Annotated in this window: 23 protein-coding genes, 1 tRNA gene, 1 other RNA gene and 1 pseudogene; 10 read left to right on the top strand and 16 right to left on the bottom strand. The window is 65.4% G+C overall.

The features are described 5' to 3' along the window. Positions 1 to 22 precede the first annotated feature (22 nt). Together ffs and QF047_RS17575 are read right to left on the bottom strand one after the other, a co-directional pair. Positions 23 to 119: signal recognition particle sRNA small type (gene ffs, locus QF047_RS17580), an RNA gene on the bottom strand. 18 nt (positions 120 to 137) lie between these two features. Beyond that, complete coding sequence (locus tag QF047_RS17575) at positions 138 to 488, bottom strand: hypothetical protein (protein ID WP_307279700.1); 351 nt, start codon at positions 486 to 488, stop codon at positions 138 to 140. Positions 489 to 812: 324 nt separating this feature from the next. On the opposite strand from QF047_RS17575, the gene QF047_RS17570 reads away from it, so the two are divergent. After that, a tRNA-Ser gene (locus QF047_RS17570) sits at positions 813 to 897 on the top strand. Positions 898 to 969: 72 nt separating this feature from the next. On the opposite strand, the gene QF047_RS17565 is transcribed toward QF047_RS17570, so the two are convergent. Further along, complete coding sequence (locus QF047_RS17565; RefSeq protein ID WP_307279698.1) at positions 970 to 1,896, bottom strand: oxygenase MpaB family protein; 927 nt, start codon at positions 1,894 to 1,896, stop codon at positions 970 to 972. Positions 1,897 to 2,293: 397 nt separating this feature from the next. Here QF047_RS17565 and QF047_RS17560 point away from each other — a divergent pair. Beyond that, positions 2,294 to 2,815 (top strand): annotated as a pseudogene (locus tag QF047_RS17560) (M23 family metallopeptidase); the annotation flags it as partial. A 110-nt stretch (positions 2,816 to 2,925) separates the two neighbouring features. Here QF047_RS17560 and QF047_RS17555 read toward each other — a convergent pair. Continuing rightward, complete coding sequence (locus tag QF047_RS17555) at positions 2,926 to 3,267, bottom strand: hypothetical protein (protein WP_307282142.1); 342 nt, start codon at positions 3,265 to 3,267, stop codon at positions 2,926 to 2,928. A gap of 543 nt (positions 3,268 to 3,810) precedes the next feature. Here QF047_RS17555 and QF047_RS17550 point away from each other — a divergent pair. Further along, positions 3,811 to 4,323, top strand: a complete 513-nt coding sequence (locus tag QF047_RS17550) for a glutathione peroxidase (RefSeq protein WP_307279696.1) — start codon at positions 3,811 to 3,813, stop codon at positions 4,321 to 4,323. A 160-nt stretch (positions 4,324 to 4,483) separates the two neighbouring features. Continuing rightward, the gene (locus tag QF047_RS17545; RefSeq protein ID WP_307279694.1) at positions 4,484 to 5,413 is read left to right on the top strand and encodes a phosphodiesterase; all 930 of its coding nucleotides are present in this window, start codon (positions 4,484 to 4,486) and stop codon (positions 5,411 to 5,413) included. An 80-nt stretch (positions 5,414 to 5,493) separates the two neighbouring features. Here the strand turns inward: QF047_RS17545 and QF047_RS17540 are convergent, their stop codons facing one another. Both QF047_RS17540 and QF047_RS17535 read right to left on the bottom strand, forming a co-directional pair. Then, entirely contained in the window at positions 5,494 to 6,909 is a 1,416-nt protein-coding gene (locus tag QF047_RS17540; RefSeq protein ID WP_373427819.1) for a stealth family protein, read from the bottom strand. A gap of 287 nt (positions 6,910 to 7,196) precedes the next feature. Next, positions 7,197 to 8,126: a hypothetical protein gene (locus QF047_RS17535; RefSeq protein ID WP_307279690.1), complete on the bottom strand. Its 930-nt coding sequence runs from the start codon at positions 8,124 to 8,126 to the stop codon at positions 7,197 to 7,199. A 147-nt stretch (positions 8,127 to 8,273) separates the two neighbouring features. Here QF047_RS17535 and QF047_RS17530 point away from each other — a divergent pair, with 147 nt between their 5' ends. Beyond that, complete coding sequence (locus QF047_RS17530; RefSeq protein ID WP_306639248.1) at positions 8,274 to 8,573, top strand: type II toxin-antitoxin system VapB family antitoxin; 300 nt, start codon at positions 8,274 to 8,276, stop codon at positions 8,571 to 8,573. Then, complete coding sequence (locus QF047_RS17525; protein ID WP_307279687.1) at positions 8,566 to 9,240, top strand: LytR C-terminal domain-containing protein; 675 nt, start codon at positions 8,566 to 8,568, stop codon at positions 9,238 to 9,240. The genes QF047_RS17530 and QF047_RS17525 overlap by 8 nt, the downstream gene beginning before the upstream one ends. Before the next feature lie 7 nt (positions 9,241 to 9,247). Here the strand turns inward: QF047_RS17525 and QF047_RS17520 are convergent, their stop codons facing one another. Together QF047_RS17520 and QF047_RS17515 are read right to left on the bottom strand one after the other, a co-directional pair. After that, on the bottom strand, positions 9,248 to 9,898 hold the full coding sequence (locus tag QF047_RS17520) for a TetR/AcrR family transcriptional regulator (protein ID WP_306637944.1): 651 nt from the start codon (positions 9,896 to 9,898) through the stop codon (positions 9,248 to 9,250). Positions 9,899 to 9,953: 55 nt separating this feature from the next. After that, positions 9,954 to 10,652, bottom strand: a complete 699-nt coding sequence (locus tag QF047_RS17515; protein WP_307279683.1) for a DsbA family oxidoreductase — start codon at positions 10,650 to 10,652, stop codon at positions 9,954 to 9,956. A gap of 224 nt (positions 10,653 to 10,876) precedes the next feature. Here QF047_RS17515 and QF047_RS17510 point away from each other — a divergent pair, with 224 nt between their 5' ends. Both QF047_RS17510 and QF047_RS17505 read left to right on the top strand, forming a co-directional pair. Beyond that, entirely contained in the window at positions 10,877 to 11,938 is a 1,062-nt protein-coding gene (locus QF047_RS17510; RefSeq protein ID WP_307279680.1) for a glycosyltransferase family 4 protein, read from the top strand. 54 nt (positions 11,939 to 11,992) lie between these two features. Next, positions 11,993 to 14,140: a glycogen debranching N-terminal domain-containing protein gene (locus tag QF047_RS17505; protein WP_307279679.1), complete on the top strand. Its 2,148-nt coding sequence runs from the start codon at positions 11,993 to 11,995 to the stop codon at positions 14,138 to 14,140. Positions 14,141 to 14,191: 51 nt separating this feature from the next. On the opposite strand, the gene QF047_RS17500 is transcribed toward QF047_RS17505, so the two are convergent. Genes QF047_RS17500 through QF047_RS17480 form a run of 5 tightly spaced genes read right to left on the bottom strand, consistent with a single transcriptional unit; the run spans position 14,192 to position 18,842 of the window. Then, the gene (locus tag QF047_RS17500; RefSeq protein ID WP_307279678.1) at positions 14,192 to 14,725 is read right to left on the bottom strand and encodes a GNAT family N-acetyltransferase; all 534 of its coding nucleotides are present in this window, start codon (positions 14,723 to 14,725) and stop codon (positions 14,192 to 14,194) included. 29 nt (positions 14,726 to 14,754) lie between these two features. After that, the gene (locus QF047_RS17495) at positions 14,755 to 15,750 is read right to left on the bottom strand and encodes a sugar phosphate isomerase/epimerase (RefSeq protein WP_307279676.1); all 996 of its coding nucleotides are present in this window, start codon (positions 15,748 to 15,750) and stop codon (positions 14,755 to 14,757) included. A gap of 1 nt (position 15,751) precedes the next feature. Then, positions 15,752 to 16,927, bottom strand: coding sequence for a Gfo/Idh/MocA family protein (locus QF047_RS17490; RefSeq protein WP_307279674.1), 1,176 nt, complete (start codon positions 16,925 to 16,927; stop codon positions 15,752 to 15,754). Then, positions 16,924 to 18,099 carry a Gfo/Idh/MocA family protein gene (locus QF047_RS17485; RefSeq protein WP_307279670.1) on the bottom strand — a complete coding sequence of 392 codons (1,176 nt, stop codon included), beginning with the start codon at positions 18,097 to 18,099 and terminating at the stop codon, positions 16,924 to 16,926. The genes QF047_RS17490 and QF047_RS17485 overlap by 4 nt, the downstream gene beginning before the upstream one ends. Next, positions 18,096 to 18,842, bottom strand: a complete 747-nt coding sequence (locus QF047_RS17480; RefSeq protein ID WP_307279668.1) for a sugar phosphate isomerase/epimerase — start codon at positions 18,840 to 18,842, stop codon at positions 18,096 to 18,098. The genes QF047_RS17485 and QF047_RS17480 overlap by 4 nt, the downstream gene beginning before the upstream one ends. A 175-nt stretch (positions 18,843 to 19,017) precedes the next feature. Between QF047_RS17480 and QF047_RS17475 the strand changes: the two genes are divergently transcribed. Then, complete coding sequence (locus QF047_RS17475; protein ID WP_307279666.1) at positions 19,018 to 20,226, top strand: ROK family transcriptional regulator; 1,209 nt, start codon at positions 19,018 to 19,020, stop codon at positions 20,224 to 20,226. 36 nt (positions 20,227 to 20,262) lie between these two features. Here the strand turns inward: QF047_RS17475 and QF047_RS17470 are convergent, their stop codons facing one another. Next, positions 20,263 to 21,222, bottom strand: coding sequence for a D-2-hydroxyacid dehydrogenase family protein (locus tag QF047_RS17470; RefSeq protein WP_306637962.1), 960 nt, complete (start codon positions 21,220 to 21,222; stop codon positions 20,263 to 20,265). Between the two features lie 75 nt (positions 21,223 to 21,297). Between QF047_RS17470 and QF047_RS17465 the strand changes: the two genes are divergently transcribed. Next, complete coding sequence (locus QF047_RS17465; RefSeq protein ID WP_373427777.1) at positions 21,298 to 22,557, top strand: CynX/NimT family MFS transporter; 1,260 nt, start codon at positions 21,298 to 21,300, stop codon at positions 22,555 to 22,557. 252 nt (positions 22,558 to 22,809) lie between these two features. Here QF047_RS17465 and aceB read toward each other — a convergent pair whose 3' ends face one another. Continuing rightward, on the bottom strand, positions 22,810 to 24,462 hold the full coding sequence (gene aceB, locus QF047_RS17460) for a malate synthase A (protein ID WP_307279662.1): 1,653 nt from the start codon (positions 24,460 to 24,462) through the stop codon (positions 22,810 to 22,812). 204 nt (positions 24,463 to 24,666) lie between these two features. After that, complete coding sequence (gene aceA, locus QF047_RS17455) at positions 24,667 to 26,010, bottom strand: isocitrate lyase (RefSeq protein WP_307279660.1); 1,344 nt, start codon at positions 26,008 to 26,010, stop codon at positions 24,667 to 24,669.

Here is a 26,010-nt window from a genome sequence, read left to right as displayed (position 1 = left end):
GTCTGCCGCCCTGTGGGGGAATAGTAAAGACCCCCCATGCACCCGCCAGAGCCCATTTACCCTTGCTACCTTCCGGTCCTGGGGGAGTTCAACAGGATGACGCCACATGAGGGGCCGCCAGTTACTTTACCCGAAGTTCAGGCACGACTCGAATCGGCCTCCCGAGAGCGCCAGCCCTCAACCTTCCAGCTCATCAGGGCAGGTTCCTCATAGGGGTGCGCGGCCCGCAACGCCAGGACCACGGCGTCAAGCAGCGGGCGTTCCACGATGCACTCAACCCGGTCCTCGGCCGCTTCCTCCGGAATGCCGACCCGCCCTTGGTATGGGTCGGCGCCGTCGCGTGGAGTGAAACGGCCTGTTCCCCGGGAGGTGAAGGAGCAGTGTGAGTAATTTCCGATCCGGCCCGCGCCGGCATCTCCAATTGCCTTCAGGACCCGTTCTGTGTGCGTGACTGGAACGTAAAACACCAGGTTGTGCAGTTCACTCATGCCTCCCATGGTTCCGCATCTGGCAAGCCAAGGCTGGAAATTCATTGCTTATCCACGTGCCAGCCACGATCATGGGTATGTACACCGATTGGGGCAATCTCAAGATTGTGAGCTGCGAGGCCTGGCTGAACGGGGCCGGACCCGGCAGCTCAACGGGGTTCCGATGGAATGGGCGCGTTGGGGGCGTCCATTTCTGGTTAAGCCCTGTACGGCGCCCTCATGGGAGCGGCCGGGGAAGCCGCCAAAACAGGGCCAGCCGCGGCCAATTGGGCGAAGCGGAAAACATCAGGTAGTCTAGTACCTGCTTTTGATTCAGAAGCAGCTGGAGAATTCGCCTAGCGGCCTATGGCGCACGCCTGGAACGCGTGTTGGGTTAACGCCCTCGGGGGTTCAAATCCCCCATTCTCCGCCGGTTGGAACCCGGTCCCGCACTGTCGGGACCGGGTTCTTTCGTTTCCCCCCGTCCACGGTCCGGCTGTTTTTAACGCCGCGCTTCGACCTCCTCAAGGCCCAGCCGGCGGAGCCGTTCCCTGGCTGCCAGTTCACTGGGGCCCCGCTGGCCCAAAGCAAGGCGGACGACGCCGAGCACCACTTTGGTGGCCAGCTTCACCGGGAGCGGGAATGCGCCCAGCCGTGGCACGGAAAGGCCGAGCATTTGACGGTATTTGGGCTCCAGGCTGTAGACCGCTCCGGCGAACAGAACACGGTATCCGGGCCGAAGCATGGGATTGAGCGGTGGGTTCCGGATGAATTCCACAGTCTCTTCCACTTGGCGGTCCACGCGCAGCTCACCGTTCTGGTACCACCGGTCGAGTTGGGCCCGCATGGCGGCTTCGGTAAGGGGCGGATCCTCGACGCCCATCAGCATCCCGGCTTGCGCCCATTCACGAACGTAGGCATCGGGCCCGCCGGGGATGGGCCCGCCCCATAATTTGTGCGCTGTGAGGAACGCGTCCGTAAACGCTATGTGGATCCAGCTGGCCAGTTCGGGGTCATTGGCACTGTAGTTGCGGGGTGCTCCCTGATTATCCACGAAGCTGCCCTGTACCGGCTCGTGGAGGCGCTGCACGCGCCGGGAAGCTTCCGCGGCGGCGGACTTGGACCCGTAGGTCACGGTGAAGATCCAGCGGATGGTCGATGCCAGGCGGGCGAGGGGGTCCTCGCGGAAGTTGGAGTGCTCATGCACTCCGGCAAGGGCGCCCGGGTGAAGGGACTGCATCAGCAGTGTCCGGATGCCGGCCACTATCGGAGACATGGAGCCGTGGACAGCCCACACTGCTGAGCCCGGGAGGTGGTAGCCGGGGTCGTCCCCTTCCGCCAGCTTCGTCACCCAGTCAGGGACCGAATCAGCCGTGCCGGTAAACGTCTTCTTGAGTTCGTCCTGCCATTTCCGAAGGAAGCTGTGCATATCCCATTGTTGCCGTGGGGGAGAGGCGGGGCTAGGGGTGTCAGGTACCGCAAGGTTTGCTCAATTATTGGCGCCGAGCGGCGTGATGGGGTTCACAGGCTTCCGGCCGTATGGTCCCATGGGACATACCGTCAAGACACCGGGCGGTTGATTATGTTCTGGAGTCAGTCTTTTGGGGAATCATCGGAGACCAGATAAGCACCCTCGGCCGCACCTTCTTTATGGTTCCCTCGTGCGCGCCTTCGCGGCTACGGGTGCCCTTGCCCTCTCCGTCTGGGCTCTGAACCTCTCGGGAAGCGCGGAGGAATGGACTGCCGCGCCCACTGGGCCGGCGAGCCGGGCTGCCTTATCTGCCGGCCCTGATTCCGTTACGGCGCTGTCTGCACGCCAGGGTGAAATGCCCTCCGGCGTTGTTGGTGCCGGTAGTCTGCCGTCTGCGATCGTCACCGATCCACAGGCTCTGGTTCCTTTTCCCCATGCGGCAGTAGGAAGTTACGCGGGGGACGGTTCGCTGCCGCTGACGGTGGGGGCCGCCGGGCTGGGAAGGCCCGCGGCCGGCTTCCTCCGGGCGCCCCTTGAACTGCTCATCGCCAGCTCGCCCTTTGGTCTCCGGGTGAGCCCTCTGTCCGGGGCCGCGGGCGACTTCCACCTCGGCCAGGACTATGCCGCACCGTGCGGAACGAAAGTGTATGCCGCCGATTCGGGAGTGGTCCGCGCCGCCGGATGGCACCCCTGGGGCGGGGGTAACCGGGTGGAGATTGACCACGGCAACGGCTTGATCACCACGTACAACCATTTGGAAGCCATTGCTGTGCGCACGGGCGACAGGATCAACGTTGGACAGTTCATCGCCGAAGTGGGTACTACGGGATGGTCCACAGGATGCCACCTGCACTTCGAAACCATCCTTAATGGGCGCCATGTCAGTCCGCTGACGTGGGAGCTGCTGCCGCTGCGTCCCCTTGCAGACAACGGAGCCGACGAGCTGAAAAACTACGCGCCGGGCAGCGGTTCCCCATTGGGATGGCTTCAGTGGATCATACCTGTCGGCTTTGGTCCGGGCGACCCTGAGGGTGACGGCGGTGCAGAAACGCCTGCGACGCCGGCCTCCCTGTCTTTGGCGGCGAGCGTGCCTGCTCCAGGTGTACCGTCGCCGTCGCCCAGCTGGAGCGTGACGACGTCGCCGACGTCCACATCGCCGACCGGTACGGTGTCGCCGTCGCCGACTTCGACCGCGTCGCCGACGTCCACATCGCCGACCGGTACGGTGTCGCCGTCGCCGACTTCGACCGCGTCACCGACGTCCACATCGCCGACCGGTACGGTGTCGCCGTCGCCGTCGCCGACTTCGACCGCGTCACCGACGTCCACATCACCAACCGGTACGGTATCGCCGTCGCCGAGTGAGCCGTCCCCTACGCCGACTGAGGCGTCGTCTCCGGCACCTTCGCCGATTGAGACGTTCGTGACAACTGCGCCGGTTGAGCCGACGCCGATTCAGACGTTCACCACATCTGCGCCGGTTGAGCCGACGCCGATTGAGACGTTCATGACATCTGCGCCGGTTGAGCCGACGCCGATTCAGACGTTCACGACATCTGCCCCTGTTGAGACGTCCCTGGCCCCTGCGCCGGTTGAGCCGCCGCCGATTGCGCCGACAGCGACACCGACACCGTCACCGACCTCGCTTTCCCCGACCGGGGCTGCTGACCCCACGGATCCGGCACCCACGGCGTCACCCTCCCTTCCTGCCACCGATTAGCCGCCGGCTGAAGCGACGTCCGTCCGGGTTCCTCACTGTCTTCGGCACCGGCGGAGCCCTGGAGCCGGGGCCAGGAAACGTTGCCGCAAAACGGGCCCAGGAAACGTCCAGCCCGGACCAGTACTCTGATCCATTGGCAACGAATCCGACTTATGACCAACTTCCTGAGGACGCAGCCCGTGACACCCTTGTACCCGATCCCGCTGACCCTGAACGACGGGACCGAGACTGATTTCGGCAGGTTCAAAGGGAAGGTGGTGATGGTGGTCAACGTCGCCTCCAACTGCGGCCTGACACCGCAGTACGCCGGGCTTGAGGCGCTGTACGGGAAGTTCCGCGACCGCGGTTTCGACATCCTCGGTGTCCCGTGCAACCAGTTCGCAGGCCAGGAGCCCGGCAGCGACAGCGAAATCGCGGAGTTCTGTGAGCGGAACTATGGTGTGACCTTCCCTCTTACGGTCAAGGCCGACGTCCGCGGCAAGGACCAGCACCCGCTCTACGCTGAGCTGACCAAATTCAGGACGGGGCTGCTGCCGGGACTGGTGAAATGGAACTTCGAGAAGTTCCTGGTGAACCGGGACGGCGAAGTGGTGGCCCGCTTCGCGCCGACCGTCGAGCCCGATTCAGCCGAAGTCATCGACGCCATCGACGACGCCCTGGGCTGAGCCTGCGCTTTCCCGAATTAATCCAAAGAATGCGCAGTTCTTTTATCTTTTTCCACACCGGTTTCGGCGATTCACCCAAAGTTTGCCAAATGTCTGATTGGATAAAGATTACTGAAGGGTACAAGGGAAGAGCAGCTTCCCCCCGACCACAGAGGCAGCAATGGAGCACATCGAGGCCGAACATCCCCGGCCACGCCACTTCCTACTCCACCTGAGCGATCCCCACTTGTTGGGAGGTCCGGATCCCCTCTACGGCGTCGTAGACAGCGAAGAGCGGCTCCTGCAGCTCTTCGAAGAGGTCAAAGCATCCGGCGCGAGGCCGGAAGCGGTCATCTTCACCGGAGACCTCGCGGACAAGGGCGATCCGGAAGCCTATGTAAAGCTCCGGGCCATCGTTGAGCCTGCCTGCCAGGACCTGGGTGCGGAGGTCATCTGGGCCATGGGAAACCACGACAACCGGGCGAACCTCCGGAAGGGCCTGCTGGACCAGCCCGGCAACGACGACCCCCTGGACCACAGCTACTTCATCAACGGCCTGCGCGTCATCACCCTGGACACGTCAGTCCCGGGCTTCCACCATGGCGAACTTGATGACTCCCAGCTCGACTGGCTGGCGCAGGAACTGGAGACCCCGGCCCCTGACGGCACCATCCTGGCGCTCCACCACCCGCCCGTCCCCTCCGTGCTGGACCTTTCGGTCCTGGTGGAGCTGCGCGACCAGGCATCCCTGGCAGCGGTGGTCCGGGACTCGGACGTCCGCACCATCCTGGCCGGCCACCTGCACTACTCCACCACGGCGAGCTTTGCCGGAGTCCCCGTCTCCGTCGCCTCCGCCAGTTGCTACACCCAGGACCTGAACGTTCCTGTGGGTGGTACCCGGGGGCAGGACAGCGGACAGTCTTTCAACCTGGTGCACGTTTATGAGCACACCATCGTGCACTCGGTGGTCCCGCTGGGAAGTTCGACGACGGTAGGAGAGTATGTCCCGCCGGAAGAGACAGAGCGCCGGCTGGCTGCCGCAGGAATACGGATCCCGGAAACGGCGAAGCAGCGGAACAGCGTGAAGCACGGCCTGCCCACAAGCCGCTAGAAGGGTGCCGCCGGAAGGGTGCCGCAACGAAGGAACAGCAGGGTCCGCGCAGTCAGGCGGCGCGGAACCTGCCGTCCGCCCTAGTTCTCCCAGGGTGCCTTGATGGGGAAGTACTTTTCCAGGAAGTCAGTGACCAGCTCGGCCCGCTCGTCCGCTGCGACTTCGGGGAAGCTGCCGTCGTTCAGGCAGAAGAAGTCCATGTTCCGCTTGGACCGCAGTTTGGGCAGGTAGTTCAGCCCCGCCCGCATGGTGGTGTCCACGTACCGGACCTTGGCTGCCGTCTGGGTGACCGCGCGGCCCGTGAGCAGCGCGTAGTAGTGGTAGAACGAGTTGGTGACGGAGATGTTGTCCGCCGCACGGAACCGGCTGGCGGCCGTCTTCCGGAACTCTTCGGGGAACTCCTGCTCCATTTGGGTCACCAGGCTGCGCCGCAGAGGTGCCGCCGTGTGCTCCAGATGGCGGGTGGTGATGCGGCCGAACCGGTTCCACAGCAGTTTCCGGTTGACGCGTGCTGCGTTCTCAAAGCCGCTGCGCTCGGCGGCGTTCTCGCCCAGCCCGATCCGGGTTTCCGCCTCGATGAACTTGGTGATGCCGCCCGGGGTGAAGAACATGTCCGGGCCCACGGGGCGGCCAAAGAACATGTCATCGTTTGAGTACAGGAAGTGTTCAGAGAGCCCATCGATGTGGTGCAGCTGGCACTCCACCGCCTGCGAGTTGTGGGTGGGCAGCACGGCCGGATCCGAGAAGAACTCTTCACTGCGGACAATGGTGACAGCCGGGTGGTCCGCCAGCCAGGCAGGTGCGGGCGAGTCCGTGGCGATGAAGATGCGGCGGATCCACGGCGCGAACATGTAAACGGACCGGAGCGCGTACTTGAGTTCGTCGATCTGGCGGAACCGGGCTTCGTGGTCGTCGCCTTCACCCAGGACCACACCCTGCTGCTGCGAGCGCCGGGCTGCGATGTACTCGGGGGAGCTGCCGTCCACCCAGGAAAACACCAGGTCGATGTCGAAGCTGATGTCGCTGGCATGGTCGGCGAACATGTTCTCGATGGTGGGCCAGGTGTGGCCGTAGCGTTCCACCGTGCCCCGGACGGCGTCCTGCCGCAGGAGTGTCCGGCGGGTCAGCGAGTTCTCGATGGGCAGGATCAGCTGCTCGCCTTCGAAGGCCCATAGCTCGATCTGCACGCCCGCTGAGGCCCCGAACTCGAAACCACCGACAGGTTCAACCCGGGGACGGTACAGCCGGAAGATGCGCGCCTGCCGGTTGGAGGAAAGCTCTCCGTCGGCCACCAGCACGGAAGTCTTCTTCTTTGCATCCACCGTCATGGAGTAGAACGGCTCATCCCGGCAGGCCTCCACCAGGGCAGCCCGGAGCTTCTTCCGGTCCTTCCAGTCCAGGGCGATGACGGGCCGGTCGTTGTTGCCGCGGACCAGGAGGTAGGCGATTCCGGAATTGACCAGGACATTGCGCAGGAACAGCAGGTCCTCGACCATGGCCTGGTACGGCGTCCTGTTGTAGTTGATCAGGGCATAGCGGCCCTTGTGCCTGAGCACATCGGCGCGGTGCCTGAGCCGCTGTTCCGCCGCCGCAGACGTAACCTCTGCATGAAATTGTTCTTCTACGGACGCTTGGCTGCCGTAGTAGACCTCGTCCTGTACCGGTGCTTCTGTAATGGTGTTCTCCGTGCTGGTCAAAGTATGTAAGCCTTTCTACCTGCATGATAGCCGCGGGGTGGAAACGGCAGGTTTCCGGCCGGGGCCGCGCGGGCCCCGGAAGAGGCTTAGGCTCCCAGCGCCTCCAGCCAGCTGCGCAGGAAAGCGCCGCCGGCGTCGTCGTGAATCACGGAGGAATCCAGTCCCAGGTCCACAGCAGTCAGGACGTCGTAGGGCTTGTCCGGAACACCGTCCGCCGGGCGGACGTCCACATGCTTTACCTCGTGGTCGTTGTGGTGGAGCCAGTCGGCCATGGCGTAGTCCGTTCGGGAGTCACCCACCGTCCGCCAAGCCTGCGGCGTGATGCCTTGGGAGGCCAGCAGTTCCACGGCCCGGCTGGCTCCCAGGTCCTTGCCGAGCCGCACTGATTCAATGTCTGTGGAGATGATGGTGGGGTCCACGCGGTAGTCCACTTCGTCGTCGGAATTGGGGGCGTGGTGGTCCAGCCGCACCACGCCCAGGCCGTGCCGGGCCATCAGGTCCATGGCGTCCGCGTCGAAGAGTTTCTGCTCGGCAAGGTATTCGGCGCTCGGCACGTCGATGTGCTGTTCCACGGACACCATGGCCCGCTTCGTTTCGTCGAAGAACATGTGCGCCGAGTAGTCCTCGGCCACCATCCGCCGGACGTCGTCACCGTACGCCGCAGGAACGGCGAGCTCCCGGTCCACATGGATGGGGCCCGGTCCGGTGGCCGTGTAGCTGAACCAGACGGCGCCTTTTTCGCAGATGGCGTGGATGATGGTGCCCGCAGGAATCCCCGCCGCGATCATCGGCTCCATGACCTGCTCACGGATGAAGGCATCCGAGCGGCCGGTATTGAAGATGACTGGAATACCCGCAGCGGCCAGGGCTACAAGATCATTGATGATTTCAGCCTTGACATCGCGCGTGACCGGGCTGGCCACCGGCCCGTCCACATCGAGCAGGAGCGCGAGGGAAGGCGTGGCCGGCAGGTGTACGCCGGGGGTGGTGGCGGCGGGAGAAGCGGAGGCAGTCATGGCTCCATTCTGTCAGCAGGACCCTGAACTCCCGGTGCCGCACTGCCAGGATCACCGCGTGTGACACTTGGTCACTGTTTGGCTACAACCTGCCCCCGGGTGCGTCCGGCACTTTCGCTGGGACCATTGGATGCCTAGGGTGGCATGGTGATATTCAAAGCTGTGGGCGAGGGCCGCCCTTACCCTGACCATGGTTACAACACTCCCAAAGAATGGGCTGCCCTGCCGCCGCGTCCGGTCAGGCTGGACGAGCTGGTGACCACCAAGCGCACCCTGGACCTCGAAGCGCTCCTGGCGGAAGATTCCACGTTCTTTGGCGACCTGTTTCCGCACGTAGTGCAGTACCAGGGGGTCCTGTACCTGGAGGACGGACTGCACCGCGCCGTCCGGACCGCCCTGCACCAGCGAACGGCCATTCACGCCCGTGTCCTGGTTATCGATGGCTAGAAAAAAACAGCAGGACATCAGCGTCCTCCATGGCCACCGTGTTGTCACCGGGTCTGAACTGCGGGCCACCTTCGAAGAACGCAGCGACGCGGACGACACTTCGCAGGTACGCCGCCGGGTGCTTCACGGCGTGGTGCTGGTGCTCCTCATTGGACTGATCATCGCCGCCATTATCACCGCGCTGGCCATCATCAACGGGCGCCTGAAGATCCCCGCCGCGGGGCCGGCAGAGCAAACGGTGTCCTCCTGTCCGGCTGCCGCCTTTGACTACTTGCCCAATGACAAGGTCAACCTCAACGTTTACAACTCCACCAACCGGCCCGGGCTGGCGCGGTCAGTGGCCGACGAGTTCCTGGCCCGGAAGTTCGTGGTGGGTGCGGTGGCCAATGTTGAGGCCGGCTACCGCGGTGTTGCCGCGGTAGTCTCCGGCGCGGCGGGCCAGTCCGCGGCGTTCAGCGTCCAGCGCAACCTGCCGGGTTCGGACTACTTCAAGGACGGCAGGACGGACGGCAGTGTGGACGTGGTCCTGGCCCAGGACTACAAGGCGCTGGTGCCGCCGGACCTCGTTGACCAGACACCGGGGAAGCTGGGCTGCCCCCGCGAAAGCCGCCGCGTTGCCGATGACGACAAGTGGCCGGTCATGCCGTCGGCGGCGCCCACCCGCTGAAGAATCCTCAGCCGGACACGGCGGGAAGCGGTGCCAGGCGGACGGGGCAGCCGGCGTCGTCGAACCTTGCGCCGGCACCCAGCTGGATGAAACGCACAGTCCTGGCAACGCGCGCTTCCAGTTCCGCAGGTTCGTCGCTGCCCCGGGCCGCACTGGAGGAGAGGGTGCCGAGGATCAGCTGTGCCTGCTGGCCCACGTTTGCAACCGGCAGGTAGCCTTGCTCCATCCCGTCGCGGAGGATGCCCTGCAGCAGGACGCTCAGCTCGCCCACATGGTCGGCGAGTTTGGCAAAGGACGACGGCGACAGCACGGCCCCCATCGCAGGTCCCGGCGGGAGGTGGCGGCGGCTGAGGTCCACCACCTGGGCGCGGACGTACAGCGCCAGCCGCTCCACCGGGTTGTCGAGGCGGCCCAATGCCTCCCGGAGCTCGGACAGGAACTTTTCGGTCTCATCCAGCGCATAGGAGATGAGCAGTTCTTCGATGTCCGCGTAGTAGTTGTAGACAGCCGTCCTGCCCACGCCTGCATGCCGGGCCACATCGGTCATGGTCAGCCCGGGCAGGCCGTGTGAAAAAAGGAGTTCGCCGAACGCAGTGAGAATACGGCGCTGTGTGTCCGCGCGCTGCTCGGCGTTGGTGGCCGCTGTAATCCTGGGCATGTAGACACTTTACCGCGATGTGTCAGTAAACGCGGCTGGGCTTGGAAGACGAAGGCTAGACCTGGCAGCCGTCCGGGCCGCAGGCGTCGCCGTCGGTGGAGTTCACGAGTACCAGGGGGTTGGCGGCCTGCCACGCCTGGTTGAGTGCAGCGGTGAACGTTTCGGCCGGTTGGGCGCCGGACAGGCCGAACTTGCGGTCGATGACGAAGAACGGCACGCCGTTGATGCCCAGCGTCCGGCCTTCCTCGAAGTCGAAGCGGACGTCCTCGGCGAACTTGTCCGTAGTGAACAGTTCCTCCACCTCGCCCCTGCTGATGCCCAGGTCCAGTGCGAGGGATGTCAGGTATTCGCGGCTGCCGATGTCCTTGCCGTGCTCGAAGTGGTCGCTGAGCAGGCGTTCCTTGGCTTCATCCTGCTGGCCGTGCACGGCCGCGAGATGGATCAGGCGGTGGGCGGTGAAGCTGTTCGCCACCACCACCGAGTCGAACCGGTAGTCCAGTCCCTCACCCTTGGCCTGCTCGGTGACGTGCTGGAACATCTGCGAGACCTGGTGCTGCGGAATGCCCTTGCGGGTGCTGAGATATTCCAGCTCGGTCCCGTCATAGTGCTCGGGCAGGGTGGGGTCCAACTGGTAGCTGCGCCACTTCACTTCCACCGAATCGCGGTGCTCGAAGTTGGCAAGGGCCGTCTCAAAGCGGCGCTTGCCGATGTAGCACCACGGGCACGCGACGTCAGACCAGATCTCAATCTTCATGCTGGGGCTAACTCCGGATCCCGGCAGGGCATTCCAGGACCCGGGTGTTAGATACCGCACAGTAGGGCTTGCCGCCCGGCTCATCCTGCGCAATAGTCTGAAATGGAGGTAAAAAAGCGTCACCGGCTCACTCCGGATGACACCGCGGTGCACACGTCAGTTCCCGCGGACGGCTGTGCCTGGCGGGCTGGGGAGCCCGGCCTGTATTCTTCGCGAGGCCAGGAATGCGGATAGGACTTGTTGCAGGACCGTGGATTCCGGTTCCGCCCGTGGCATACGGCGGCACTGAAAGAGTCGTGGACAGCCTGGCCAGGGGCTTCGCCGCCGCAGGACACGAAGTGGTGCTGGCGGCCCCGTCGGACAGCACCTGCCCGGTGCCCCTGGTTCCGGGGATGCGGCCTGCCCAACCAGGCGGCCTGGGCTCCACCATCACTGAGTTAAGCCATGTGGCCCGGGCCTACGAGGCAATGGACGGCGTGGATATCATCCACGACCACACCCTGGCCGGTCCCTTATACCTGCAGCGGCCCCAACAGGTTCCGGTGGTGACGACCATCCACGGCCCGCTCAACACTGAAGCCGTGGACATCTACCGTGCGATTGGCCGAAGGGCTGCTGTCATAGCTATCTCCCGGGACCAGTGCTCGCGCGCCCCCGGGGTGCCGGTGACGCGGGTCATCCATCACGGGATGGATGTCGCCTCCGTCCCGATGGGCTCGGGGAGCGGCGGCTACCTGTGCTTCGTTGGGCGGGCCTGCCAGGACAAAGGCCTGCTGGAAGCGATCATGGTTGCCCGTGATGCCGGCATGCCGTTGCGGATCGCGGTGAAGATGCGCGAGCAGGAGGAGTTGCGCTACTTCCATGAGGTCATCGAACCTTTGCTTGGGCCCAATGAGGACTTTGTGGGGGAAGTCGATGACGCAGCCAAGTACCGGCTGATGGGCGAAGCACTGGCCTTCCTGAACCCCATTCAGTGGCCCGAGCCCTTCGGGCTTGTCATGATCGAGGCGCTTGCTACGGGCACCCCTGTGATCGGCACGGCCGTGGGTTCTGCACCCGAAATCATCGACCATGGCCGGACCGGATTTTTGGGGCGCACCGAGCTGCTGGCGGGTTTTGTGCAGGAGGCGGCAGGCCTCAGCCGGGCAGCCTGCCGAAAGATTGCCAAGGATCGGTTCGGCGAGGAACGCATGGTGAATGAGCACCTCTGGCTTTTCGGGAAACTGCTGGCCGGGGAGATGCCTTCAGGGGTTCCGGATACGGTCGGCTTGCACCAGAATCTTTAAGCGACGGTCTTGGCGATCCGCGGCAAGTCTGTCGCCTAGCGAAGGAGTGCGTCCGTGACCGCATGGAACGCTGATACTGAAGCCGGCGCATCTGAGTCAGGTTCGGTCACCATCGTGGAAGGGTCCTCGTTCTGCATCTCGTCCGAAACGGGTGACATCAGTTCCGACGGCGGCACGAACGGGACATTCTTCCAGGACACCCGCATCATCTCCCGCTGGGTCCTCCGGATCAACGGGTCCCTGCGGGAGCCCCTGGTGGCCCAGAAGCCGCAGCCGTTCGGAGCCACCTTTGTTGGCCGGGCCAAATGGCCGGACGGCAGGTTCGACAGCCCGCTGGTGGTACGGCAGATCCGCCACATCGGCCCGGGCCTGCAGGACGACATCATCCTTGAAAACTATTCGGCCGAGCCGGTGGATTGCGATATCGAACTGCTCGTGGACGCCGACCAGGCAGATCTCTTCGACGTCAAGGGCGGCCGGACCACACTCGGTGCTGAGGCCACCCGTGCCGTAGTGGACGGCAGGCTCGTCATCGAAGCTGCCCGCCACGGCCAGCGGCGGGGAACGTCAATCAGGGCGCAGGGTGCCGAGGCAGGCGCCGACGGTCTCCGTTTCAAGGCCACGGTGCCTGCCCGGGGCAAGTGGGCCACCAGCGTGATTGTGGTGCCGCTGGTCAACGGCCAGGCGCCCGCGGATCCCTTCACGGAGGGCCGGCCTCCCCGCCACCGCGAAGGCGTACGCCGGCACCGGGCCTGGGAGGAAAACGTCCCGCGGGTTACCGTGGCGGACAGTAACCTGCAGGAAGTGCTGAACCGGAGCCAGAGCGATCTGGGCTCCCTGCGGATTTTCGACGAGCACCATCCGGGCCGGGTGGCCGTGGCAGCCGGGGCCCCGTGGTTTATGGCCCTGTTCGGCCGGGACTCGCTGCTCTCGTCCTACATGAGCCTGCTGGTGAGCCCGAACCTGGCGGCCGGCACGCTGCAGACCCTGGCCGGGCTGCAGGGAACCAAGGTGGACCCGGACTCCGAGGAAGAACCGGGACGCATTCCCCATGAGGTGAGGCTGGGCGTCACAGCGGGGCTGTCGCTTGGCGGCACAGCCTATTACGGCACGGCCGATGCCACTCCGTTGTTCGTGGGTGTCCTGGGCGAGCTCAGCCGCTGGGGCCTCTCACGGGAGATTATCCACCCGCTGCTTCCGCACGCGGACCGTGCCCTCGACTGGATTGAAAATTACGGTGACCGTGACGGCGACGGATTTGTGGAGTACCAGAGGCCCAACGACCACGGGCTGGTTAACCAGGGCTGGAAAGACTCGTGGGACGGCATCAACTTTGCCGACGGCACCATTGCGGAAGCCCCAATGGCCCTGTGCGAAGTGCAGGCCTATGTCTACTCCGCCTATATCGGCCGGTCGCTGTTGGCGCGCTGGGACGGTGACGTGGCTTTGGAACAGCATTGGGCTGACCAGGCCGCCACCCTGAAGGCTGCCTTCAACGAGAAGTTCTGGTTGCCGGACAAAGGCTATTTCGCGGTTGCCCTGGACAAGGACAAGCGGGCAGTGGACGCCTGTGCCTCGAACATGGGCCATTGCCTCTGGACGGGCATCGTGGACGAGGACAAGGCGCCCGCGGTGGTGGAGCATCTGATGTCGCCGCAGATGTTCACCGGGTGGGGCATCCGCACCCTGGGTTCGGACATGGGCGCCTACAACCCCGTGAGTTACCACAACGGCTCGGTCTGGCCGCACGACTCGGCGCTGGTGGCAACAGGGCTGATGCGCTACGGATTTGTGGAGGAGGCCCGGCGGCTTGCCTCCGGCCTTATTGACGCCGCCGAGCACTTTGACGGCCGGCTGCCGGAACTGTTTTGCGGTTTCGACCGCGGCGAGTTCCCCGGACCCGTGCCCTACCCCACCGCGTGCTCGCCCCAGGCCTGGGCGGCGGCGGCGCCGGTGCAGCTGATGCGTGTGCTCCTCCGTTTCGACCCCGTCTATACCCACGGAGTGGTGCACCTGGCGCCGATCCTCCCCGAGGACATGGGCGACTTCGAGGCCGCGAACGTGCTGATCGACTCCTCCCGCATTACCATCAGGGCCCACGGGACGGGCGGCAGCATCGATGGGCTCCCGCCTGGCCTCAAACTCCTATCAGAGCCACGTCCGCCCCTGGCCTACTCGCCAAAGGCCCATCAGCACGTTTGATGGCACCCCGTCTGCCGGCACCCGTTCGATGTCACGCCGTCTGGTGCCCGGTCAGGGGACGGCGCGTTCCAGTACGAAGTCATGCTCCACGGTGCTGCCCAGCCGGAAAGACTTGGTGCCCACCTTGCGGAACCCCGACTTCTCGTAGAAACGGATGGCCCGGGCATTCTGGCTGTTAACTCCCAGCCAGACGCCCTTCCCGCCGGACCCGGCAGCCGCTGCAAGGCTGGCGTTCATCAGTTCGGCAGCGGCACCGAGCCCGTGGTGTCCGGGGTGCACGTAGCACTTGCTGAGCTCCACCGACGGCAGGAATTCCAGGGCGGAGACAACGTCCGGGTCGGTGGCGGGCCGGTTTACCAGCAGGCTGTACCCGCGGAGGCCGCCCTCGGCGTCAATGACCAGGACCGTCACGTCGGGGTCGGCGAGGTACGCCTGGAAGTGCCGGTCACTGAGCGTGCTCGCAAGGTGGGCGGCAATATCCTGCGGCGAGGCCGACGGCGGGCACGCCAGCGGAAAGGTGACGGCCGCCAGGGCAGCCAGCGCCCCGGCGTCGTCCGTTGTTGCTGTACGGATGGAATGCGGCATGCAGGGATTCTACGTGTGCACTTTCGCAGTTACTGCTTGAACGCGGCGTCGAAGGACGTGTTCGACGGCGGGAAGTCGAACTTTTTGAGGGCTGCCAGGGCTTCGGGAGCGCCGTGGAGGCGGTCCATGCCGGCGTCTTCCCATTCCACCGAAATGGGTCCGTCGTAGCCGATCGCGGTCAGGGCCCGGAAGGACGCTTCCCAGGGCACGTCACCGCGGCCGGCGGAGACGAAGTCCCAGCCCCGGCGGGGGTCGCCCCAGGCGAGGTGGGAGCCCATCACGGTGTTCCGGCCGGTCTGGCGGATCTTGGTGTCCTTGCAGTCAACGTGGTAGATCCGGTCCTTGAAATCCCAAATGAAGGAGACGGGGTCGATGCCCTGCCACATCATGTGGGACGGGTCCCAGTTCAGGCCGAACGCTTCACGGTGGCCGATCGCTTCGAGGGTGCGGACGGTGGTCCAGTAGTCGTAGGCGATTTCGGAGGGGTGGACTTCGTGGGCGAAGCGGACGCCGCATTCGTCGAAGACGTCCAGGATGGGGTTCCAGCGGTCTGCGAAGTCCTGGTAGCCGGCGTCGATGACCTTTTCGGGGACCGGCGGGAACATGGCCACGTACTGCCAGATGGAAGATCCGGTGAAGCCGACGACGGTGTCCACGCCGAGTGCCTTGGCGAGCCTGGCGGTGTGTTTCAGTTCCTCGGCGGCCCTTTGGCGGACACCTTCGGGGTCGCCGTCGCCCCAAACCTTGGCGCCGACGATGGCTTCGTGGCGGAAGTCGATGGGGTTATCGCAGACGGCCTGGCCCTTGAGGTGGTTGGAGATGGCCCAGACCTTGAGGTTGTACTCGTTGAGGATGGCGAGTTTGGACTCGACGTAGCCGGGTTCGTCCCAGCGCCAAGCGTCCAGGTGGTCGCCGGAGACGGCGATTTCCAGGCCGTCGTAGCCCCAGCCGGAGGCCAGGCGGGCCACTTCCTCGAACTGCAGGTCAGCCCACTGGCCGGTGAACAGGGTGTACGGGCGGGGCATGTCAGGCTCCTTCAGTCAGTGCATTGGCAGCGGTGGACAGCTGGATGAGGGCACTTTTAGCGGCAGCGGATTCCTCCACTGCGGCCAGGATGCGCTGGACTTCCAGCCCGTCTTCGAACGACGGCGACGGCTCTGTCCCGCCGTCGATGGCCAGCAGGAAGTCCCGGATTTCGTGCGTGAAGGTGTGCTCCCAGCCGATGATGTGGCCCTGCGGCCACCACGCGTCCAGGTACGGGTGCTCCGGTTCGGTGACCACGATCCGGCGGAAGCCCTGCTCGCGGGCTGGCGCAGTAGCGTCCAGGAACTGAAGTTGGTTGAGGTTCTCAAGGTCGAAGCGGAGGGCGCCCTTGTCGCCGTAGATCTCGATCTGCAGGGAGTTCTTCCGCCCGGTGGCCACCCGGGAGGCTTCCACTGAGGCGATTGCTCCTGAGGCGAGGGTTAGCGTTGCCCAGGCGGCGTCGTCGACCGTGACGTCTTCCAGGCCTTCGGCACCCGGCCGCTGGTCCACGAACGTCTGCAGCCGGGCCGAGACTTCCGTGACCCGGTCACCGAGCAGGAAGAGGACCTGGTCGATGGCGTGGGATGCGATGTCACCCAACGCCCCGGACCCGGCGGTCTCCTTCTTTGACCGCCATGTCATCGGTGCGGACTCGTCGGCCAGCCAGTCCTGCAGGTAGGCGGCGCGGACCTGACGGACAGTCCCGAGCCTGCCCTCGCTGGCCAGTTCCTTCGCGAGGGCCAGCGCCGGGACGCGGCGGTAGTTGAAGCCCACCATCGACTGCACGCCCTTGGCCCGGGCGGCCCGGGCGGCAGCGGTAATGGCTTCAGCTTCGGCCAGGGTGTTGGCGAGCGGCTTTTCCAGCAACACATGCTTGCCGGCTTCGAGGGCGGCGATGGCGATCTCGGCGTGCATCCAGCCTGGCGCGCAGATATCAACAATATGGATGTCGTCGCGGTCCAGGACAGAGCGCCAGTCCGTAGCGGTTTCCTGCCACCCGTACTTAGCGGCGGCCTCCGAAACGGCGGCGGCGTCCCGGCCCACCAGGACCTTCTGCTCAAACGCTGGGACCTCAAAATAGCTGGCAACGTTCCGCCACGCGCTCGAGTGGGCTTTGCCCATAAAGGCATACCCGATCATCGCTACGCCCAGGGGCCGCTGGATTGGTTCGTTGCTCATGCGCCTTCTCCCAGCGTCAAGGCTTCGGGGGCCCAGTCTTCGGGGATGGGCTGCGAAATGGGTGCGTTGCTGGCTACGTCCACGAAGGTCCCGGATTCCATGGACTCGTTGATGGAGACCATGGCGTCCAGAACGTGGTAGGCGAGTTCTCCGGTGGCACGGTGGGGGACGCCGGCGCGGATGGAGCGGGCCATGTCCAGGACTCCCAGGCCCCGGCCGTTGGCAGGGCCGGTGGCGGGGATGGTGGTCCAGTCTTCATCGCCTGCCCGCCACAGCTTGATATCGCCGTCGAAATAGTTGGGGTCCGGCAGCGAGATGGTGGCCTCGGTGCCGGTGATTTCCACGAAGCCCATCCGGGCGCGCGGGGACTCGAAGGAGAAGACGCTGTGGGAGGACGCGCCGGACTCGAACTGGGCCATGGCGGACACGTGGGTGGGGACCTCCACCGTGAACTCTTCACCGGCTTTGGGTCCGGAACCGATCACGCGGACGTCTTTGGACTTGGACCCGACGGCGGCCACCTTGCGGATGGAGCCGAAAGCCTGGATGAGCGTGGTCAGGTAATAGGGGCCCATGTCGAACAGCGGGCCGGCGCCGTGCTGGAAGAGGAACGCCGGGTTGGGGTGCCAGGATTCCGGGCCGGGGGTCTGGAATGTGGTCATGGCCGTCAGCGGAGTGCCGATGTCGCCGCGCCGGATCATCCGCAGGGCCGTCTGCAGGCCTGCGCCGAGGAAGGTGTCCGGTGCGCAGCCCAGGCGGAGCCCTGCGGCGCCGGCGGTTTTGAGCAGACCCAGCCCGGATTCACGGTCCAGGGAGAAGGGCTTTTCGGTCCAGACGTGTTTCCCGGCGTTGACCGCGGCAGTGGCTACTTCAACGTGCGCGGCCGGGATGGTCAGGTTGACGATGATCTCGACGTCGGGGTGGTTCAGTGCCTTGTCCACCCCGCCCCACTCGGGGATGCCATACTCCTGAGCCCGGGCTGCTGCGGCTTCCTCGAACAGGTCCGCGATGACGTGCACTTTGAGGTCCGGGAAGACCGTGAGGTTATCCAGGTATTGCTTGCTGATGTTTCCGGCGCCGATGACCGCAACGCCTACCGGGCCTTTGCCCGTTGCCCCGTGGACGGATGCTGTGCTTGCCGGTGCTGTGTTTGCCTGAGCCGAGGTGCTCATGCCTTGATTCCTTCACCCGATGCGGTCAGGAACGAGAGGCTCTCGTTGATGCCCTCGAAGATGTCGCCGTCGTAGTCGTCAAACTCCACCACGCCCACTTCGAGCGATTTAGCCGCCGCGATAACGTCCAGGACGGCCACCTTGCCCTGGCCTGCAGGCAGCTGGGCTTTGGTGTTGGTGGTGAGGGGCCCGTCCTTGATGTGGATGAACTTTACCCGGGTCCCCAGCTTGCCCAGGATGTCCACAGGATCCTGGCCGCCCACCGCCACCCAGTATGTGTCCACTTCAAGGACCAGTTCGGGGTCCAGCAGGTCTGCAAAGTACTCCAGCGCCGTACGGCCCTCGATGCGGGACTCCAGCTCCCACTGGTGGTTGTGGTATCCCACGCGGATGCCGTATCCGGCGCCCTTCTTTGCCGCCTCGTTTAGCTGGGCGGCGGTGGCCTGCACGTCTTCAGCGCTCTGCCAGCGATCGGCCGGAATGAACGGTTCGATGACGGTAGTGATGCCCAGTTCCCTGGCGGCGGTGAAGATCCGGTCCTGGTCCTGGCTCAGCAGCGGGGCATGGCCGGACGGCGCGGTCATGCCGTTTTCGCGCAGCGCCTCACCAAGTTCCTGTGCCGTGGCAACAAAGTTGTATGGCTCCACCTGGGTGAAGCCAATGTCTGCGACTTTCCGGATGGTTCCGGGCAGGTCTTCCTGGATGGCGTTCCGCAACGTGTAGAGCTGGAGCGAGTAGGACATTGAACTCTCCTGGTTTCTGGAGTCGGTTCCGGACGCGGCTATGTATCCGGATTCGGACGGGGGAGTGGGCTTGGCCACAATTCTCAGGCTACTGCAACGCTAGGATGACTTTTGCTGCACGTCAAGCAAAAGTTGTCGGCGTGACATACAGAAGTGCCCGTGCTATCCATGTCCTATGACCAAGACCGCAGGCATCAGCGCTTCGCCCGACCTTGCCCTGGCCCAGGGCGGAGCCGGCGTGCTGTTCCAGCTGCTCCGGGACGGCAAGGCCCGCACGCGCGCTGAGCTCGCCCTGACCACAGGGCTGGCGCGGTCCACCGTGGCGTCCCGGATCGATGCCCTGATTGCCTCCGGACTGGTGGGCCCCGCGGGGGAGGCCAGCTCAAGCGGCGGAAGGCCGCCGTCGCGCTTTGCCTTCAATCCTGCCGTGCGTGTGGTGCTGGCCGTGGATGTGGGGGCCACGCACGTGATCGTCGCCGTCACTGACCTTAGCGGCGAGGTCCTCGCCGAGCAGCGCCTTGCGCAGGACGTTGCGGACGGGCCCGAAGCCGTGCTGGACCGCGTGGTGAGGGAAGGCCTGCTGCTCCTGGCCAGCGCAGGACGCCCGGTGGACGACGTCGCCGGAGTGGGCATCGGCCTGCCGGGGCCCGTGGAGCACGCCACAGGACGGCCCGTTAAGCCGCCCATCATGCCGGGCTGGGACGGGTTCGACGTCGTCGCTTACGTCCAGCGCTCGCTGCCGGTTCCCGTGCTGGTGGACAACGACGTGAACATCATGGCGCTGGGGGAACGGACCGCGCACTGGCGGGAGCATGAGAATTTCCTGTTTATCAAGGTGGCCACCGGGGTGGGGTCCGGGATCATCAGCAGCGGGATGCTGCAGCGCGGCGCCAACGGCACTGCCGGGGACCTTGGCCATGTGCGGGTCCCGCGCGGCGACGACGTGCTGTGCCGGTGCGGCAACTACGGCTGCCTGGAGGCGTTGGCCTCCGGCCCGGCCCTGGCCGCAGAACTGGACCGGCTGGGAGTACCGGCGGCCAGGGGCAGCGACGTGCTGCGGCTGGTGGCCCAGGGGAACCTGCAGGCCATCCAGGTGTTGCGCCAGGCCGGGCGGGACGTGGGGGACGTCCTGGCCACGGTGGTCAACCTGCTCAACCCGTCGGTCATTGTGATCGGCGGGAGCCTCGGCCAGGCGGGGGAGCACCTGATGGCCGGGGTGCGTGAAGTGGTGTACCGGCGCTCGCTGCCCCTGGCCACAGCCCACCTGAGGATCGTCCTTTCGATGGCCGGCGACCGGGCTGCGATTTTGGGCGCCAGCCAGATGGTGACGCAGCATGTGCTGTCTCCGGCTGCGGTTGAGGCAACCCTTCAGGCAACCGGCTAGCGCCCCGCGACTTCCAGGCTTTGTGAGGCTGGGTTCCTAGGCTGAAATGACCCGCAGCGGCTCGCCGGCCAACCAGGCCTTAACGTCCTCCAGCGCCCCGCCGTAAAACTCCCGGTAGCTCTCCCGCGTCACATAGCCCAGGTGCGGGGACAGCACCGTGTTGGGCGCGGTGAGGAGGGGGTGGCCTGCCGGGAGGGGTTCGTGGTCGAAGACGTCCAGCGCGGCTCCTGCGATCCAGCCTTCTGTCAGCGCCCGCACCAGGGCGTCCTGGTCCACCAGCGGCCCGCGCGCGGTGTTCACCAGAATGCCGTTGGGGCCCAGGAGTTTCAGCTCCGGCTCGCCCACAATGCCCTCCGAACGGGGAGACAGGCGCAGATGGAGGGTGGCGACGTCGGAATTTCGAAAGAGCTCCTCCTTGGACACCTTCCGCACCCCTGCCCCGGCGGCGGCCTCATCGGTCAGGTTCTGGCTCCACGCGAGTACGTCCATGCCGAAGGCCTGGCCGTAGGCGGCCATCCTGCGGCCGATCTTGCCCAGGCCCACCACCCCGAGGGTCTTGCCGGCCAGTTCGAACCCCACCGTGCTCTGCCAGGAACCGGCGCGGAGGGAACTGTCCTCGGCAGGGATGTTGCGGGCGATGGCCAGGAGCAGGGCCCACGAGAGTTCCGGGGCGGCGGTGGGGGACCCCGGCGTGCCGCAGACAGTGATGCCAAGGTCGTCCGCGGCCTCAACATCGATGGAGGCGTTCGCCATTCCGGTGGTGACAAGGAGCCGAAGGGCCGGGAGTTTTTCGAGCACCCCGCGGGGAAAGGCAGTCCGCTCCCGCATGGCAACGATGATCGTCGCATCGGCCAGGGCGGACTCCAGTGCATCGGGCGAACCGAACGGCTCACGGTACGTGGTGACCGTGACGCCGTCGGCCTCCAGGGAGGACCAGTCGGCGAATCCGTGCGCCACGCCCTGGTAGTCATCAAGGATGGCAAGCCGTTGCTGCATGTCTGTGTCCTTTGTCCCGTTCTGCGGCAGTGATGTTCATCGTATGGCAGGACGGCGCGGCATCCCGGGACTGCCATGCATAGAGGCCGTGATAGCAATGAGGGTGATGAAAAAAGATTCAACCCCCTTGCCCTGCTGGTGAGCGGCCGGTTCCCCGCCCGGATTCCGAAGAGCTGGATCCTGCTGGCCTGTATCGGGCTGCTGGCGCTGAACCTGCGGGGCCCGTTCGTGGCCGTAGCCCCCGTGGTGGACGTAATGCAGGCGGACCTCGGGTTTTCGCCGGTGGTGCTGGGCCTGCTCACGAGCATTCCGGTGCTGTGCTTCGCGCTGGCGGCACCCCTTGCCTCGCTGGCGGCCCGGGGCTTCGGTGCCGAATTCGCCGTGACCCTCACTATCCTGGGCGTGCTGGCAGGCGTCATCATCCGGTCCGCCGGCGGCCCGGCCTTGGTTCTCGCCGGCACCGTGATGATCGGCCTGGCCATCACCATCGGCAACATCGCCGTGCCCCTCATTATCCGCCGCGACTTCCCGCCGCTGCGGCAGGGTACCGCGATGGGTGTCTATACGGCTGCCCTGAACGTCGGGTCATTCCTGACCTCGATGATCACGGCGCCGTTGGCCGAGCTCGCAGGGTGGCAGCTCGCGCTCGCGTCCACTGCGCTGCTGGCGGTCGCGGCCATCGTGTGCTGGGTGCTCGCCATCGGACTCCGTGCTGCGTTCGTGCCGTCCGCAGCTCCGGTGCCGGACGGGGAGCGGCCGGCGGCTCCTGCCGGTTCGGCCTGGACCACTGCCGGGCTCACTGCGGCCTTCGCGGGCCAGGCATTCTCCTACTACGCCGTCACGGCATGGCTGCCCAGCTACCTCAACGACGAACTCGGGATGTCCGCTTCGGCGGCGGGGGCCGGCTCCTCGCTGTTCCAGGTGTTCGCGATCGTGGGCGGGCTGGGTGTGCCGTTTGCGGCCAAGTATTTCAGTACGACGGCGGCGGCGGTCACCCTGGGCGTGTTGTGGACGACCGTGCCGGCCGGCCTCCTGCTGGTTCCCGAGCTCTGGTGGCTGTGGTCCGTCTTCGGCGGCGTTGCCCAGGGCGGCGGGATCACGCTGATCTTCATCGCCATCATCAAACTCGCCCGGGACCAGGTTTCCGCCGGCCGGATGTCCGCCACCGTCCAAGGTTTGGGCTATTGCTTCGGCGCCGTGGCACCTCCGCTGGTGGGCTTTGTGCACGATGTTTCGGGTTCCTGGACGCCGGCCCTGCTGGTCATCCTGGCGTCGGTGCTGACGTTCTTCCTCAGCGCCACCCTCTCGGTGCGGCGGGTGCCGAAGGGACGTTAGCCGGACGCTCTCTCACTTAATGCGGCTTAACGACCGACGCTCTCTCACTTTCTTCTGGAAAGTGAGAGAGCGTCCCTGGATTTCTTGTGTTAAGTGAGAGAACGTCCGGGTGCCAAGCCGGTTGAGGTCGTCGGCATCGGACCTCCCCAGAGGGTGCTCCGTCGCCGGGCCGGCCCTCCGGATTTCGGAGGTGCCTGTTGCGTAAGGGCGTGCCGGCCCGGCGGACGGAAGTTTTTTTCTTTTCCTGGCTGATCAGGCCGCGGCCAGTTCCTCCACGGTGGCCTTTTCACGGGCTTCGGTGAGGTAGCGGGCGTAGGCGGGGAGGGTGAGGAAGGAAGGGAAGTCCTGGCTCAGCGTGACTTCTTCGAAGATGTCGCGGGCGTCTTCGAAGCGGTCGCCGTCGAAGCGTTCGAGCCGTGCGAATTCCTCGTCCAGGAGCTCTTCGATCCAGTGGTGGGTGATGATTTCACCGCGGTCGGTGATGGCCTGGGCGTAGATCCACTGCCAGAGCTGGGAGCGGGAGATTTCTGCGGTGGCGGCGTCTTCCATGAGGTTGTGGATCGCTACGGCGCCGTTGCCGCGGAGCCAGGATTCAATGTAGCGGATCCCGACCTCGATGTTGTTCCGGATGCCTCGTTCGGTGATGGTGCCTTCGGTGGCGGCCACGTTGATCAGCGCCCTGTCGTCCGGGGTGACGTCGTCGCGGGTGCGGCCCAGCTGGTTGGGCTTTTCGCCGAGGATGGAGTCGAACACCTCGCGGGCAACGGGCACCAGGTCGGGGTGGGCCACCCAGGAGCCGTCGAACCCGTCGTTGGCTTCGCGGGTCTTGTCGGCGCGGACCTTCTCGAAGGCATTGGCGTTCGCTTCGGGGTCTTTGCGGTTGGGTACTGCTGCTGCCATGCCGCCGATGGCCATGGCGCCGCGCTTGTGGCAGGCCCGGACGAGTTGTTCCGTGTAGGCGCGCATGAACGGAGCGGTCATGGTCACCTGGCCGCGGTCCGGCAGGACGAAGCGGGGGCCGCGGGTTCGGAAGTTCTTGATGAGGGAGAAGATGTAGTCCCAGCGGCCGGCGTTCAGGCCGGCGGCGTGGTCGCGCAGTTCGTAGAGGATTTCTTCCATTTCGAAGGCTGCGGTGATGGCTTCGATCAGCACGGTGGCGCGGATGGTCCCCTGCGGGATGCCGAGCAGGTCCTGGGCGAGGATGAAGATGTCGTTCCAGAGCCGTGCTTCGAGGTGGTTTTCGATCTTGGGCAGGTAGAAGTACGGGCCCTTGCCCTGGGCCAGGAGGCGGCGGGCGTTGTGGAAGAAGTACAGGCCGAAGTCGACGATCCCGCCGGCGATTGGCTGGCCGTCGATCAGCATGTGCTTCTCGGGCAGGTGCCAGCCGCGGGGCCGGACCACGATGGTGGGCAGTTCACCGGCGGGGCGGAGCTTGTATTCCTTGCCCTCGGGGGTGGTGAAGTCGATCCGGCGTTCCAGGGCGTCGGTGAGGTTCAGCTGGCCCTTGATGACGTTGCGCCAGGTGGGGGTGGAGGAGTCTTCCATGTCCGCGAGCCAGACCTTGGCGCCGGAGTTCATGGCGTTGATGGTCATCTTCTTGTCCACCGGGCCGGTGATTTCCACCCGGCGGTCCTCCAGCCCGGGCGCCGGGGGAGCGACCCGCCAGGACGGATCATTGCGGATACCCTCGGTCTCCCGCAGGAATCGGGGATCAGCCCCGGCAGCGATGTCAGCCCGCCGGGCACGCCGGCCCTGCAGCAGCTCCTGCCGCCGGTTAGCAGTAGCCCGATGCAGCCTGGCAATAAAAGCAAGTGCGTCCGGAGTAAGAACCTCGTCCTGCCGGCAAATGGGTTGAGCGTTCAGAGTGATGCCATTGATAGTGAAGCTGTCAGTAAAGCTGTTCATCTCAGTCTCCTTAAAGACGAAAGGGAAGTTCGACGGCGGGTGGTGACGTACCTGAATAGGCGGTGAACTGGACATCCGGCAGCGTGCGTAAAAGGGGCCCCAAAGCCGCCTCGCCGAGCGCTAGCGAGGCAAAGGCGGCTTTGGGGAATAGCACGCAGAGGATCGTCCGGTTTGCCGACGGACGCAAGCGCCGCCGTCGGGAAATTAGTGAAACTGGCCTTCTTCGGTGGATCCCACCAAGGCCAGGGTGGATGCGTTCGGGTTGAGCGCGGTTGCGATGTCGTCGAAGTAGCCGGTGCCGACTTCGCGCTGGTGCTTGGTTGCGGTGTAGCCGCGGGACTCGGATGCGAATTCCTTTTCCTGCAGTTCGACGTAGGCGCTCATGCCTTCCCGGGCGTAGCCGTGGGCGAGGTCGAACATCGAGTAGTTCAGGGCGTGGAAGCCGGCCAGGGTGATGAACTGGAAGGTGAAGCCCATGGCGCCGAGTTCGCGCTGGAACTTGGCGATGGTGGCGTCGTCCAGGTGCTTGCGCCAGTTGAACGACGGTGAGCAGTTGTAGGAGAGCATCTGGTCCGGGAAGTCGGCTTTGACTGCTTCGGCGAACTTGCGGGCCAGCTCGAGGTCCGGGGTGCCGGTTTCCATCCAGATCAGGTCCGAGTAGGGGGCGTAGGCCTTGGCGCGGGCGATGCAGGGTTCGATGCCGTTGCGGACCTTGTAGAAGCCCTCCGCGGTACGGACCGGCTGTCCGCCTTCGCGGAGGATGAATTCCTGGTCCCGCTCGTCGACGTCGGAGGTGATCAGGGTTGCTGCCTCGGCGTCGGTGCGGGCGATGACCACGGTGGGGGTGCCGGCGACGTCGGCCGCGAGGCGGGCGGCGTTCAGGGTGCGCACGTGCTGCTGGGTGGGGATCAGGACCTTGCCGCCGAGGTGCCCGCACTTCTTTTCGGAGGCGAGCTGGTCTTCCCAGTGAACACCGGAGGCACCAGCCTGGATCATGGATTTCATGAGTTCGTAGGCGTTCAGGGGGCCGCCGAATCCTGCCTCGGCGTCGGCGACGATCGGCACCAGCCAGTCCTCGACGGTCTGGACGCCTTCGGAGAATTCGATCTGGTCCGCCCGGAGCAGGGCGTTGTTGATGCGGCGGACCACGGTGGGAACCGAGTTGGCCGGGTAGAGCGACTGGTCCGGGTAGGTGTGGCCCGAGTTGTTGGCGTCCGCGGCCACCTGCCAGCCGGAAAGGTAGATGGCCCGGAGGCCGGCCTTGACCTGCTGCACGGCCTGGTTGCCGGTGAGGGCGCCAAGTGCGTTGGTGTACCCGCCGGTCTTGTGCTCCTCGGTGAGCTGCTTCCACAGCTTCTCCGCGCCGCGGCGGGCCAGGGTCTGTTCTTCGGAGACGCGGCCGCGGAGACGGACGACGTCGGAGGCTGAGTAGTCCCGGGTCACACCTTCCCAGCGGGGGTTGGCGGCCCACTCGAGCTCCAGGGCGGCAGCCTGCGATGTTGTGTCCTGGCCGGACGGCTGCTGGGTGGGCTCAAATGCTGCAGTCAT

It is taken from the genome of Arthrobacter sp. W4I7 (genome assembly GCF_030816215.1).
GTDB lineage: Bacteria > Actinomycetota > Actinomycetes > Actinomycetales > Micrococcaceae > Arthrobacter > Arthrobacter siccitolerans_A.
Note: the sequence above shows the minus strand (reverse complement) of the source record. Positions and strands in the feature narration are given on the sequence as shown.